Source organism: Halomonas sp. ANAO-440 (assembly GCF_019915905.1).
Lineage (GTDB): Bacteria > Pseudomonadota > Gammaproteobacteria > Pseudomonadales > Halomonadaceae > Halomonas > Halomonas chromatireducens.
This window is the reverse complement of the sequence record NZ_JAHXBV010000005.1, coordinates 199,585-213,805: the sequence shown is the minus strand read 5'-3', so window position 1 is coordinate 213,805 and position 14,221 is coordinate 199,585. Positions and strand designations below refer to the sequence as shown.

7 protein-coding genes and 4 tRNA genes are annotated in these 14,221 nt (G+C 64.4%); 4 read left to right on the top strand and 7 right to left on the bottom strand.

What is annotated here, in order from left to right; genetic code table 11:
* Position 1: 1 nt before the first annotated feature.
* Positions 2-5,401, bottom strand: a complete 5,400-nt coding sequence (locus tag KZO25_RS20150; protein ID WP_223136285.1) for a VWA domain-containing protein — start codon at positions 5,399-5,401, stop codon at positions 2-4.
* A 406-nt stretch (positions 5,402-5,807) separates the two neighbouring features.
* Here KZO25_RS20150 and KZO25_RS06070 point away from each other — a divergent pair, with 406 nt between their 5' ends.
* The 3 genes from KZO25_RS06070 to KZO25_RS06060 are packed head-to-tail and all read left to right on the top strand — an operon-like array spanning position 5,808 to position 9,159.
* The gene (locus KZO25_RS06070) at positions 5,808-6,320 is read left to right on the top strand and encodes a molybdopterin-dependent oxidoreductase (RefSeq protein ID WP_223136284.1); all 513 of its coding nucleotides are present in this window, start codon (positions 5,808-5,810) and stop codon (positions 6,318-6,320) included.
* Complete coding sequence (locus tag KZO25_RS06065) at positions 6,317-8,086, top strand: sensor histidine kinase (RefSeq protein WP_223136283.1); 1,770 nt, start codon at positions 6,317-6,319, stop codon at positions 8,084-8,086. The genes KZO25_RS06070 and KZO25_RS06065 overlap by 4 nt, the downstream gene beginning before the upstream one ends.
* Complete coding sequence (locus tag KZO25_RS06060) at positions 8,083-9,159, top strand: response regulator (RefSeq protein ID WP_223136282.1); 1,077 nt, start codon at positions 8,083-8,085, stop codon at positions 9,157-9,159. The genes KZO25_RS06065 and KZO25_RS06060 overlap by 4 nt, the downstream gene beginning before the upstream one ends.
* A gap of 20 nt (positions 9,160-9,179) precedes the next feature.
* Here KZO25_RS06060 and KZO25_RS06055 read toward each other — a convergent pair whose 3' ends face one another.
* The 6 genes from KZO25_RS06055 to KZO25_RS06030 all read right to left on the bottom strand — a co-directional run bounded on the left by KZO25_RS06055 (position 9,180) and on the right by KZO25_RS06030 (position 12,619).
* Positions 9,180-11,189, bottom strand: coding sequence for an FAD-dependent oxidoreductase (locus tag KZO25_RS06055; protein ID WP_223136281.1), 2,010 nt, complete (start codon positions 11,187-11,189; stop codon positions 9,180-9,182).
* A 188-nt stretch (positions 11,190-11,377) separates the two neighbouring features.
* A tRNA-Asp gene (locus KZO25_RS06050) sits at positions 11,378-11,454 on the bottom strand.
* A gap of 3 nt (positions 11,455-11,457) precedes the next feature.
* Positions 11,458-11,534 (bottom strand) — tRNA-Val (locus tag KZO25_RS06045).
* Between the two features lie 108 nt (positions 11,535-11,642).
* A tRNA-Asp gene (locus KZO25_RS06040) sits at positions 11,643-11,719 on the bottom strand.
* A gap of 51 nt (positions 11,720-11,770) precedes the next feature.
* Positions 11,771-11,846: transfer RNA gene (locus KZO25_RS06035), tRNA-Val, on the bottom strand.
* 41 nt (positions 11,847-11,887) lie between these two features.
* Positions 11,888-12,619, bottom strand: coding sequence for an alpha/beta family hydrolase (locus KZO25_RS06030; RefSeq protein WP_066445029.1), 732 nt, complete (start codon positions 12,617-12,619; stop codon positions 11,888-11,890).
* A 161-nt stretch (positions 12,620-12,780) separates the two neighbouring features.
* Here KZO25_RS06030 and ccoN point away from each other — a divergent pair, with 161 nt between their 5' ends.
* A complete protein-coding gene (gene ccoN / locus KZO25_RS06025) occupies positions 12,781-14,205 on the top strand; it encodes a cytochrome-c oxidase, cbb3-type subunit I (RefSeq protein ID WP_066445027.1) in 1,425 nt (474 codons plus the stop codon).
* Positions 14,206-14,221 lie beyond the last annotated feature (16 nt).

The window sequence follows — 14,221 nt, the reverse complement described above, 5'->3', positions numbered from 1 at the left end:
ATCAAAGTCCCAGCTCGACGGACTGGCTGGGCGCCACCTGGAAGGTCTTGCTCCGCTCACCCTCCTGAGTCACCACCACCAACTCGTACTCACCTACGTCCAGCTCGATGGATGCGTCATCCACCCGTCCCCGGGCGACTTCGCTCCCATCACTGTCCAGTACCCGCCAGGTGGCCGCCAAGGCCTGGGACAGGCCGGCAATCAACTCATCGCCGTCTTGGCTATCGAAGTACTCGCCGCCGCCACGGGCGGCAAAGCGCTCGAACTCGGCCTGAAGGCCGATCTCGTCGATATGGAAGCCGACGATATTGAGGCGCACGTCCACCCCCTCCTCGATCAGTGCCTCCACGGAGGCGGCCACATCGCCGTCACAGGTCTCCTCACCGTCGGTAAGCATCACCACCAGGCGAGGCTGATCCGCGAAATCGGAAAGGTCATCGAGTACGGCATCCAACGAGGCGGCCAACGGCGTACGTGCCAGGTTGATGGCCTGGATACCTGAGACCACTTCGCGCACCTCGTCGTGATTATCCGCACGGGGCTCGACCAGCAGCTCGGTCTCGCAGCTATGGGGCTCGGTATGGCCGTAGGCACGCAGCGCAACCGGCACCTGCTCCGGAATGCGCTCGTCCAGGGTCTGCTGAACGATGCGCCGCGCCACCTCGATGCGCCGTCCGCCCTCCATCTGGCGCAGCATGGAGCCCGAGGCATCGAAGATCAGATGCACCACTCCGCCGGCCACCGCCGGCTGTTCGGGGTCGGCGCTGACCACCCTCAGGCTGCCGGGCTCGGGTGGCTCCTGGTAGCGCCGCTCCACCGCCAGCGCGAACTCGCTGGGCTGGCGCAGCTCACGCATGCCCGCCTCGAAGCCGCGAATCAGGTCGGTACGATCCACGGTATAGCGATAGCGCCCGTCGGCGATCTGGGCCCAGCTCAGCATCTGGTTCTGGTACCAGCGATTCACCTCGGTGTCCCGGCTGGAACCATGGGTGATCTCCAGGGTGAAGACCCGCGGCCGAACCCGGGCCAGGGTCTCCCAGGCCTCCAGGTCGCGACCGGTCTGCTCGGCATCGGTAATCAGGAAGATCGCCCGCTGCCCCTCCCGCTGGGCCAGGGCGCGGCTGGCCAGTTCGAGGGCGGGCTCCGAATTCGAGCTATTGAAGTCGTCGTCATAGGCGGCGAGGGTCTGGGCAACCTGGGAAGGGTGGTCAGCCCAGCCATTGATCAGCAGGGGGCCTCCCAGGGGCAGCATGTTGAATACCTCCTTGCCGGGCTCCAACCCCTCGGCGAAGCGGTTCAGTGCCTGGTAGATCGCCGGCTGGTGCTCGGAAATACTGCCGCTGCCATCCCACAGGAAGACGATGGAGCGCGGCGGCTCGCTGACCGTGAGACGATAATCCCCGGCAGGGATATCCACCGCCTCGGCCTGACGGCGCCCCCCGCCGACCGATGACCAGTCGAGAGGCACCGTTTCACCATCGGCATTGCTGAGGGTGACCACGAGGCGATCCCGAGCCGGCTCCTCGAGCTCGAAGGCCAGGGTATTGTCCGGTGCATCAAGGCTCACCCGATAATGACGGGTATCCCCCGGCTCATCGACCCGCCCCACCACTCGATCCGCCAGGGAATAGGGGGCCCCGGCGTGGCTATCGGAGTCCTCGATCTCTCGCACCCTGAGGCCGTCACCGCCCTGCTCCACTTCCAGCGGCCCACGAGGCTTGTCCAGTCCCCAGTGGCCGAGAACCGAACGACCGCTGCCCAGGGCATCTGCCTCGAAGGCCTGCAGGGCCTCGGGAATCCGCCAGCTGGCTCGGCGCTCGTCCTCGGGCACGGCGGGCTCATCGAATACCAGGCGCAGGTAGCGAGCCCGCGGCGCGTCAGGCAGCGAGAGAATTGCCTGACCCTCACCGTCACGCTCCAGGGTCCAGTCGGCCCGGTGCTCCCAGGGGCCCACCGGTGACTCGAGGGAGGTGTATACCGAAACCTCCTCCACCGGCAGGCCGTCCCAGTCGAGGTTCTCGATCCAGCGCAGTTCGTCGATCCGCGCCGCCCGATGCTGGAGGAAGGCGAAGACCATCTCGATGCGCTCGTCACTGATACGCTGTCCCCGACGCACCCCGCGCTCGCCGGTCACGCCTCGATGGGTGTAGCGCTGCCCCTGGAAGCCATAGAGGCTGTCGATATCCGGCAGGGTGTATAGCCAGTGCCCGCCCAGGTCGCGATCCAGCAGGTCATGACGCCGTTCGGCCAGCTCTCCGGAAGGCTCCCCAAGCACACGCAGCTCGCCGCTGCCATGGCGGGAGCGTCGGCGCTCGCCCTCTTCGAGGAAGATCGCCAGAGGGCGCAGCTGTACGTAGCGCGCCTCAACCGGGGCATCAAGGGGGAAGAACTGCTCGCCGTCACGGCTGTCCAGCTCGACGGTCATCCGGGTCTCCAGCGTATTCCGGGACTCGCCCAAGGCGATCTCGACCTTCCGCCACCGATAGCTGTGATCGTGCAGCGAGCGCTGATTGAAGGCCAGGCCATGCACCATGCCTCCCTCACCGGCCAGGCGGATCGGCGGCAAGGCCTCACCGGGGTCGGCGTCGACCTCGATGGAGCTGGCGGCACTGGCCATACCGTCGAGCAGGAAGTGCCCGTCACTGACGAGGCCAGCCAGGTCACTGTCCGGCTCGCCGCTCTCGGCGTCGACGAAGTGCGCCCCCAGGGCACTCCAGGCCAGGTCGACCATTCCATCGAGCGATTCGGGGACGGGGAGCGCCGGTTGCGGATCCAGCGCCGCCATCGACGGGTCCACTATCAGGTCATGCCGCACACTGTGCTCGCCCACCGCCACGAAGAGCGACAGTGGATCGCTCTCCAGCATCTCGGGCGGCAGGGTCCAGGTCAGGGGTACTTCACGCCCCTCCCCGGGGGCCAGGGAGAGTGACTCGGGCAACCCGTCGAGCGACCAGCCCGAATGGCTGGCGTGGGCCTTCAGGGGCAGCGTCAGGGATTCCTCTCCCTCATTGCGGACCGTCAGGCGGGCCTCGAGGCGCTGGGCATGGGGCAGGAAGGGTGGGAGGCGAGCGCTCTCACTTTCCAGCTCGGCAGTGATGGGCGCCGTCTCCGGTGCGTACGGCTGCGCCGGGTCCTCCAGCGTGAGGCTGCTCATGCGACGACTGATGGAGGCCCAGAGGTACCACTGCTCACCTGCCGGCACGGTCACCGCATAGCGGCGCCGCTCGTCTGTCTCCTTGATCTCGAGCTCATCGCCCTTGGCATTCACGAAGCGGACTCGATCGCCGAGGCTCCGTGCCTCGACATGCAGGGTACGCGCCTGCTCGGTGACGGGAAGTCGCAGATAGCCCTCTGGATCATCCACGCCGCCCGTCTCTTCATCGATAACCCCGTCCCTGGGGACCAGGGGCGCCTGCTCGAGATTCCGCACCAGCCCCACCGCGCCCTGATGGTGCCAGGGATCGCCGATGTCCAGCCGGACGCGGTAGGGTTCCTGGGAGGGGCCATCCCCGACGAGCCTCAACGTATAGTCCCCGGGGGGCAGCCTCCGACTGATGCGCGCGGCCTCCTCAAGGTCGAGGGTGCGCAGTACCTCATTTCCCTGCCAGAACAGCCGGGCCTCGAGGCGCCCTTCCGACGGCGGCTCGACATCCAGCACCAGGCGGTTCTCGCCGGGCAGATGAAAGTGGAAATGGTCCGCGTCATCCTCGCTGTGGAAATGTCCCTCGACGGATTCGCCCAGCCATAGCGGATTGGCCTCCTCGGGCGTGTCGTTGGGCTCCATCTCCCTGCCGGGCTGGGGCCGACCCAGCGGCTCGGCCTGGAGACGATAATCGGTATTTTCCCCCTCGATACGCACCTGGTAACGACCCGGCAGCAGGCGCACCGGGCTCAAGCGCCGCTGCTGCAGCGGGTCACCGCGGCGAGACTGCCTGCTGTCGAGGAAGGGGCGGCGATCACCATCACGGTAAAGGGCCAGGCGCTCGAGTGGATCGCCCTCCGCCAGGAATTCCCAAACCTGGGTCTCACCTCCGACCAGCAACTCGAACCAGGCGGTATCGCCGCTTTCTAGCCGGCCCTGGCGGACGACTCCGGGTCTCAGCACCGCGGCCCAGTCACGCTGGTCATTGGGTTCGCTCACCCAGCCGTCCCGATCCGGCAGTTCCGTCTCGCTCAGCCGCACCTCGGTGGGCACAGGGCCATCGGCGCGCCGGGACAATCTCAATTGCAGCAGGTAGTCGCCAGCGGGAAGCTGCATCTGGGCGAACAGCGACTCGGCAGGCCCCTCTCGGCACACCGGGTCGCGGTCGTCATGGCGACTGAGACAGACATCGATATCGCGGTCAGTATCGCCAATCACGTCCAGGGTCTGGCCGGGCGCTGACTCATCCAGGCTGAAGGCCAGGTAGTGGCGCTGGCGGGGAATCAGATCCAGCGTCACGGCTTCGCCGAGGGCAAACCACAGAGCCTCCTCTTCCGAGGTGGCCACGGCCTCCGGTTCCGCCTCCATCGTCTCCTGCGCCTCCGGGTCATCGTCTCGCGGCGCGGGACGCTGGCCGTCTTCCTCCAGCTCCAGCCCCACGCGCCCGATGGCATCTCCCTTCGGGTTACGCAGGTGCAGGCGCCCTCCCCCGGCGAGATCCAGGCGGCTCCACTGCTGCTGCACTGGGGAGTCGCCGTGTACTTCGGCGAGTCGTTCACCGGTGTCACTCTCGATCCAGGCCTCCAGCGACACGCCCAGCTCGCCGAGCAGATCGAGTCGCCACAGGTATTCGGCCGCCTCATCCTCCGGCACCAGAGGGATGGCATGTTCGGCGACATCAAGGTGGAAGAACCACAGCCGCCCGGGGGTCACTTCCAGGTCATCGGCCTCGTCGGGGCCAACCTGGCCGCGGATGCGCATGCGCCCCGCCTCGGTCAAGGTCAACTGGTACTCACCGCCCTCCCCTTGGGGCAGGAAGCTCACAAGATGCTCCCCTGGCGGGACGATCAGTTGCTGGCGATGCCGCCTCGGCTGGTCGGCGCTGATGCCGAGACTGAGCAACTCCGTCGTCTCGTCGGCACTCTCTTCGGGCTCTGCGGCACCGAATTCGGCCACCCCGCTCGGCTCCGGCTCTTCCACGGCGGGCCAGAAAAAACGTGCCTCGATACCGTCCGGCGAATCACCCTGCAGCTCGAGTTGCCAGAGACGGTCCGTTTCGGCATCGTCCAGCACCCAGCGGAACATGTCGCGATCATCGCTCGACACCTCGCCCACCAGGCGGGCTTCACCACGGAACGATTGGGCTTGCTCGGGGGTATCGTTGGGCTCCTCCTCGAAGACCATCCTGGGGAAGGCTTCCGTGCCATCCACCATCAAGAGTGCCAGCAGGCAGGTGGTAGTTGCCGCAATCTTTTTCACTGACGCGCCCCTCTTACCTTTTACTGCGGGCGCCCCACTTACGCATCAGAGAGGATTAACGTTAGACGCCCATGAGGTTTCATTTTTGTAATTCATGGTTTCTAGTAGTTACTAACTAGACAGCCTAGAACAACCATGACCGGGCTGTACCCGTTCATACAGACGGGTCAGGAGGTCAATGCAGTGAAAATGGCAAGAGAGGGCCACTGCACGCTGCCTGTGGTTGACCCATGCGTTTGCAGGGTTATCCCGTCACGCCTCGCATGTTTCCTTTCTGTAAGCCATGTTTCTCTATAGTCATCGATGGGCAGCATCGAATGCTGAAACCGGGCCGCACCCGTTCATACGAACGGGGACACAGCCTGGTAACCCGTTACATCCTGCCTAGAGCGCCAAGGAGCTTTTCATGATGAGACGCCGCCTTACCTGCCTGAGCTTGACTGGAGCCCTGTTGATGCCGGTGATGCTGGCCATGGCCGACCCACTGCCGGCACCAGAGGGTCCGGTACTGCTGCGAGTGAGCGGGGAGATCGGCAAGACCAACGTCGACAACCAAGCTCACTTCGATCGCACCATGCTCGACGCCCTGCCTCGACAGACCCTGGATACCTCGACCGTGGTGACCGATGGAGTCAATCACTTCGAGGGCTTCCTGATGCGCGACCTCCTGGCTCACGTAGGGGCCCAGGGAGAGAGCGCCGTGGCTACGGCATTGAACGACTATGTGGTGGATATCCCACTCGAGGATTTCCACGACTTCGAGGTACTGGTGGCGGACAGCATGGACGGTGAGCGCCTGACGCCCCGTGACAAGGGGCCGCTATGGATCGTCTACCCCAGGGATGATCACGGTGAGCTGCAGGACATCCGCTACGACTATCGCTGGGTCTGGCAACTGGAGAGTCTCGAAATTCGATGATGCCCCTGACCCGACGCATGCCTGCCTTTGTTGCCCCCTTGGTCGTCATTCTGGCCTTCGTGGCCTTTCTGACGTTTTCCCTGGTGCGGCTCTACCAGGTCGAGCAGGACATGCGCTCCAACGTCAGCGACAACATGCTGTGGGTGATCACCCAGGCCCAGGTGGCGAGCCACCGGCTTGACGAGGCGGTCAGCCGCCGCGCCCTGGGAGACGACGCTGCACGCCCCGGCCTGCGGTTCGATGTACTGACCAGCCGCCTGGTGCTGCTGGACGAGGGCCCCCAGCAGCGTTACCTGGCAAGACTGGGCTTCGGAGAGGACATTGCCACGGCATTCGACCAGTTGGACGCCATCGAACCACTGCTGGAGCAGGTGCAGCCCGGCACCATCGACATCGCCGACCGTATTCATGGCACGCTCAAGCCCATGCTGCTGCAGCTCAACCGCATCGCCAATGCGGTGATGATCGAGGAGTGGGAGGCCACCGGCGAGAGGCTGGACGAACACCGCGACAGCACGCTACAGGTCATTGCCTCGGTGGTGGGCATCATGCTCAGTGGCCTGGTGCTGGTCGCCCTGCTGCTGTCGGCACTGCGCCAGCGAGCCAGCGCCCAGCAGGCGCTGGCCAAGCATCGCAATGAGCTCGAGGGTGAGGTGGAGCGCAGGACGCGGGATCTCGACGCGGAGCGCCAGCGCCTCGCCGCAGCCATCGAGACCGCCCCGGATGGATTCGCCGCCTTCGACGCCGAGGGCCGACTGGCTCTGGCAAACCCGCAGCTGGCCGAGCTGCTGCCGATATCGGCTACCAGCCTTCAGCATGGACGCCCGCTTGCCTCGATACTGCGGGACATACGCGGGTTGACCCGGCCAGAGGAGACCCAATGCGACACCCTCGGCACCACCCTGAATGGCAGCCTGCAATGCGATATGGAAATCCGCGACCAGGGCTGGCGCCAGATGATGATTCGCCAGACCGACGATGGCGGGCACGTGCTGCGGGTTGCCGATATCACCCGCTACAAGCAGGCCGCCCTCTCGCTGGAGAGTGCCCTGCGCCGCCAGCGTGGCGTCAGCGACTTCTATCGCAGCTTTGCCGCCACGGTATCGCACCAGTTCCGCACACCGCTGGCGGTGATCGATTCCGGCCTGCAGCGACTGCTGCGCCGCGGTGACCAGATGACGCCCGAGGATCGGCAGCGGCGCTATACCCGGCTGCGTGACGCCGTGGCGCACATGACCCGCCTGGTGGAAAGCGCGCTGACCGCCGCACGGCTGGATGGCGGCCAGGTAGAGGCCGAGGCGGCTCCCTGCGACCTGGCAGCCATCACCCAGCAGGTATGCCAGCTCCAGGAGGAGGCAGCTGGCTCCCGACGCATCAGACTGGAGTCCATGGCCTCGCCGCCGCTGGTCGTACTCTGCGACAGGGCACTGATCGAACAGATCCTTGCCAACCTGGTATCCAACGCCTTGAAGTATTCCGCACCGGACGCCCCCATCACGGTTCGGCTCGACCGCCACGGCGAACACGCCACCTGCACTGTGCAAGACAGGGGGATCGGCATACCGGAGGCGGACATGCCTCAGCTCTTCGAGCGCTTCTTTCGTGCACGCAATGTCGCGGCGATGCCAGGCATCGGCCTGGGCTTGAATATCGCCAGGCATCTGGCCCGCTTCCAGAATGGCGACATCACCGTGGACTCCCGGGAGGGTGACGGCACCACCTTCACGCTCACGCTACCACTCGCCGCTGGAGGGGCCGCGCCATGATCGACCCGACGCCACAAGCAACTGCCATGCCGGCGCTGATTCTCTGCGCCGAGGATCATGCCGAATTGCGGGGGGATATCTGCGAGGAACTGAAAGAGGCCGGCTACGCCGTCATCGAGGCCGCCGACGGACGGGAAGCCATCGACCAGATCAACGCCGTGGCCCCGGACCTGATCCTCTGCGACATCAATATGCCGCACTGCAACGGCTACGAGGTCTTGCGTGACATTCGCAATACCCGCCCCGACCTGGCCGACACCCCGTTCATCTTTCTCACCGCCCTCTCCGACCCGCGGGACGTGGTGGATGGCAAGCGCACCGGTGCAGACGACTATCTGGTCAAGCCCGTGGACTTCGACCTCATGCTGGCCACCATCGATGCCCGGCTGCGCCAGGTGAGGCGCATGCGCAGCAAGGCTGTCGGGGAAATCACCGAACTACGCCAGGCCATGGCCGACCTGCGCCAGGAGGCGAGCAGCCAGGCCTTTGTTGCCGCCACACGAGCCCTCGACCTGGTAGCACCCGGCATGGTCCTGCTGGGGCGAGACGGACAGATACTCTTTGCCAACCGGGCGGCTCATCGGCTGTCGCAGGATACCGAGCAGTTGGAGCTGGGCCAGAGCCTGTCCGCCGCCGGCTGCGGCCAGGACCTGCGCAAGACCATTCGCGCCGCGCTGAAGAGCAGCCAGGAGGGAGAGGAAAAGGTGACATGTCTGCGGCTCAACCGCCCGGGTGAACGTCGCGACCTGCTGATATTGGCCTGCTCCCTGGGCCGCACCGACGGCTCGCCCCATGAACCAGCGGTGGTGGTGCTGCTCTCGGACCCGGAAAAACGCGCTCAGGTGCCCCGGCAGATACTGGCCAGCCTGTTTGGGCTTACCCCGAGCGAAGCCGGTATCGCCCTGGCCCTGGCCGAGGGACTGCGAAGCGAGGAGATTGCCGAGCGCATGTCGATCTCCACCACCACGGTGGCCTTCCACCTGCGCAACCTTTTTCAGAAGACCGACACCCACCGCCAGGCCGACCTGATCGCTCTGGTGCTTTCCGGTTCGATGTCGGTCACCCTGCCCTGAGACGCTCCGTTACGCGTTTCTCAAAGACTGGCCGAGACCCGTGTGCCCTGCTCGATGGCGCGCTTGGCATCGAGTTCTGCGGCTTCGTCGGCGCCGCCGATCATGTGTACCTCCATACCCGAGGCCTGCAGCGGCTCGAGGAGTTCGCGCACCGGGTTCTGGCCTGCGCAGACGACGACGCTGTCGACCTCGAGCAGTCGCGGCTCGCCATCCTGGCGAATGTGGAGTCCGTGATCATCGATGCCCATGTACTCGCAGCCAGCCAGGGTCTCGACGCCGCGATGCTTCAGCGAGGCACGGTGTACCCAGCCGGTGGTCTTGCCCAGCCCCTTGCCTGGTTTGGAGGCCTTGCGCTGCAGCAGAAAGACCTGGCGGGGCGTATCGGGACGCTGCGGCGGGGCGATCCCGCCCCGTTCGGAGACGCTGAGATCCACGCCCCATTCGGCACACCAGGCCTCGGTGTCCATGGCGGGGTGGCCAACATGGGTGAGGAGCTCGGCGACATCGAAACCGATCCCGCCGGCGCCGATGATCGCCACCCGGCGGCCGACGCGCTCCGGATGATGGATGGCCATGGGATAGCTGAGCACCTTGGGGTGATCTTGGCCCGGCAGCGTCAGTTGGCGGGGCTGGACGCCGCTGGCCAGCACCACGGCATCGAAGCCCTTGAGGGTATGGAGATCGGCACTGCAATTGAGTCGCACTGAGACACCATACTTGTCGAGCATGACCTTGAAGTAGCGCAGGGTCTCGTCGAACTCCTCCTTGCCCGGTATCTTTCGCGCCAGGTTGAACTGTCCGCCCAGTTCGCTGTTGCGCTCGAACAGTACCACGCGATGCCCCCGCCTTGCCGCGGTGACGGCAGCCGACAGGCCCGCCGGCCCGCCGCCGACCACGGCGATATCCCGTACTGTCTCCGCCGGGAGAATCTCGAGCTCGGTCTCGTGGCAGGCCTGCGGGTTGACCAGGCAGGAGGTCAACTTGCCCTGGAAGGTGTGATCGAGACACGCCTGGTTGCAGGCGATACAGGTGTTGATCTCTTCGCTGCGCCCTTCAACCGCCTTGGTGATCCAGGCCGGGTCAGCCAGGAAGGGTCGTGCCATGGAAACCATGTCCGCGTGGCCATCGGCCAGCACCCGCTCGGCCACGTCCGGCATGTTGATGCGGTTGGTGGTGATCAGCGGCACGCTGAGTTCCGCCTTCATGCGCCGGGTCACTTCGGTGAAGGCCGCCCGCGGCACGCTGGTGACGATGGTGGGTACGCGCGCCTCGTGCCAGCCGATACCGGTATTGATCAGGTTGACGCCTGCCGCCTCGAGAGCCCGCCCCAGGGTGACGACCTCTTCCCAGGTGCTGCCCTCCTCCACCAGATCGATCATCGACAGGCGGAAGATGATAAGAAAGTCCTCACCCACTGCCTCGCGGATCCCCTTCACGATCTCGACGGCAAAGCGCATGCGACTGTCGAACGCACCACCCCACTCATCACTACGGTGGTTGGTACGCAGGCAGAGAAACTGGTTGATCAGGTACCCCTCGGACCCCATCACCTCGACGCCGTCATAGCCAGCCTCCCGGGCCAGGGTGGCACAGCGCACATAGTCGGCTATCTGGCCTTCGACCTCCTCACCGGTGAGCTCCCGGGGGGCAAAGGGGTTGATGGGGGCCTGGATCGGCGACGGCGCCACCAGCTCGGGGGAATAGGCGTAGCGACCGGCGTGCAGGATCTGCATGCAAATATGACCGCCCTCGGCATGCACCGCTTCGACCACGCCACGGTGATTCGCCACCTGCTCGCTGCGCTCCAGGGTTGCCGCACCCTGAAAGACGGCGCCCTCGGGGTTGGGAGCGATACCACCGGTGACGATCAGCCCGACGCCTTCACGGGCCCGTTCGGCATAGAAGGCCGCCAGGCGGGAGAAGCCATTGGGCGCCTCTTCGAGATTGGTATGCATGGAGCCCATCAACACCCGGTTGGGCAGCGTCAGGTGGCCCACGTCGAGCGGACGAAAGAGATGAGGGTAGCGCACGCCGAACTCCTCCTGCTGGTCAAGGTTTCAAACAACTGTATGATAGCCAAGCGGGATGCGCAAAGATAATGATGCACCATAGGCGAAAGCAGCATAGCGCAGCAGGAGAGCAAGAGAAGACAGGAAAGGAAAAACCGTGCATAACGAAAGACCCCGAGCCATTCGGCTCGGGGTCTGGAAAATCGTGTTGGCGGACCGGACGGGACTCGAACCCGCGACCTCCGGCGTGACAGGCCGGCATTCTAACCAACTGAACTACCGGTCCGCGTGGTGGGTGATACCGGATTCGAACCAGTGACCCCCAGCATGTGAGGCTGGTGCTCTAACCAACTGAGCTAATCACCCACGGATACCGCACTTCATTTACTAATAGCCCTGCTCGATACAACGCTACTCGATACTGCATGGCTACTCGATACTGCATGGCTACTCGATACTGCATGCCAGTCATCGTGGCGGACCGGACGGGACTCGAACCCGCGACCTCCGGCGTGACAGGCCGGCATTCTAACCAACTGAACTACCGGTCCGCTGCGTGCTTCCTACGTGATCACTCGCCATCGCTTGATGCTCGAGAGCGATGGTGGGTGGTACTGGGTTCGAACCAGTGACCCCCAGCTTGTAAGGCTGGTGCTCTCCCAACTGAGCTAACCACCCCGGTCACGTGGCGCTGAATTCTACAGGGATCCGGTTGGTTGTCAATGCCTTTCAGAGTGTTGCCGCATGAAGGCGGCGATCACCCCCGCCGCTTCCTCGATCAGCCCCTCCTGGGTGAAACCGGAAGCACGCCGCGGCTTCCAGTCGTGATCGCCATCTTCCAGCAGATGCACCGCAACGTCATCGCCCAGCCGATAGCTTTCGACTTCCTCGCGGTTGCCAAAGGGGTCGCGGCTACCCTGAACCACCAGGGTGGGACAGCCGAGCAGCGGCCAGTGCGAAAGGCGAAGGCTTTCCGGCTTGCCCGGCGGATGGAAGGGGTAACCGCACAGGATCAATCCTGCGGCCTGGTCGCGGGCCGCCAGCAGGCTGGCAGCTCGTCCGCCCATGGACTTCCCGCCCAACCAGAAGCTACCCAGTTCGGGATGTGTCAGAATGTCGCACCAGGCACTCATTTCATCCACCAGACGATCGATGCGCGGTGGCGGAAAACGCTTGGCTTCTTTCTGCATTCGCTGCATGTAGGCGAACTCTATCGCCAGGGTTTGCACCCCCTGCTTCGCCAGACTGCCACGCAGCTGGCTCATGAAGGGCGACCCCTGCCCAGCCCCCGCCCCATGGGCGATCAGCAGCCGGCCGACGCTTCCGTCACCCTCAACTTCCAGCGGACCCAGCCCCTCGACACGCCAGCGTCCGGTCTCCCCTTCGAGGAGGCGCTCGCGGAGGCGCACCGAAGAAATTGCTACCCGATCAAGTCGTGCAAAGTACGACACCGGTCAAACTCCTGTGTGAGTTTCGCCCTTGGGCGTGTTTCAGTCTGCGATGCGGCTGCGATAGAATCCATTCTGTTTTTGACCCGCTTCACCCAACCGTGAGCGCCGGCCGCAGCATCCGTGACGGCCGGCTCTCGATACGCGTTCGATGGGAACCTGACATGAGCACAGCATTAGAGCACCCGACCTACAATTACAAGGTAGTTCGGCAGTTCGCGATCATGACAGTCGTGTGGGGCATCGTGGGCATGCTCCTCGGCGTCATCCTTGCCGCACAGCTGGTTTGGCCGCAACTCAACCTCGACCTGCCCTGGACGAGTTTTGGCCGCCTGCGCCCGCTGCACACCAACGCCGTCATCTTTGCCTTCGGTGGTTCGGCGCTGATGGCAACCTCCTATTATGTCGTGCAGCGTACCTGTCAGACGCGCCTGTTCTCCGACAAGCTGGCAGCCTTCACCTTCTGGGGCTGGCAGGCGGTGATCGTGTCGGCAGTGATCACCCTGCCGCTTGGCTACACCACCACCAAGGAGTATGCCGAGCTGGAGTGGCCGATCAATATCCTGATCGCCGCAGTATGGGTCAGCTATGCCATCGTCTTCCTGATGACCATCAAGCAGCGCAAGACGTCGCACATCTATGTCGCCAACTGGTTCTTCGCCGCCTTCATCCTGACCGTGGCCGTGCTGCACATCGTCAACAATGCCGCGATCCCTGTCACCGCCATGTACTCGATCTCCATCTACTCCGGCACCATCGATGCCATGGTGCAGTGGTGGTACGGGCACAACGCGGTCGGCTTCTTCCTCACCGCCGGCTTCCTCGGCATGATGTACTACTTCGTGCCCAAGCAGGCCGAGCGCCCCATCTACTCCTACAGGCTATCCATCGTCCATTTCTGGGCGCTGATCATGATCTACATGTGGGCAGGCCCACACCACCTGCACTACACCGCCCTGCCCGACTGGGCCCAGTCGCTGGGCATGGTGATGTCGATCATCCTGCTGGCGCCCTCCTGGGGCGGCATGATCAACGGGATGATGACGCTCTCCGGCGCCTGGCATAAGCTGCGCACCGACCCGACCCTGCGCTTCCTGGTGGTTGCCCTGTCATTCTACGGCATGTCCACCTTCGAAGGACCGATGATGGCGATCAAGACGGTCAACGCTTTGTCGCACTACACCGACTGGACCATCGGCCACGTCCATGCCGGCGCACTCGGCTGGGTGGCAATGATCACCATCGGCTCCATGTACCACCTGATCCCGCGCCTGTTCGGTCGCACCGAAATGTATTCGGTCGGCATGATTGCGGTGCATTTCTGGCTGGCTACCATTGGAACGGTACTCTATATCGCCTCCATGTGGGTCAATGGCATCCTGCAAGGCCTGATGTGGCGCGCCATCAACCCTGACGGCACCCTGATGTACACCTTCATGGAGTCCGTCGAGGCCAGCGGTCCGGGCTATATCGTGCGCCTGATCGGCGGCCTGTTCTGGATTATCGGCATGCTGATCATGGCCTACAACGTCTTCAAGACCATCCAGCGCAGCGAAGCCGTGCAACATCCGATTCCACAGACCGCCTGAGCAACCGGGGATACCG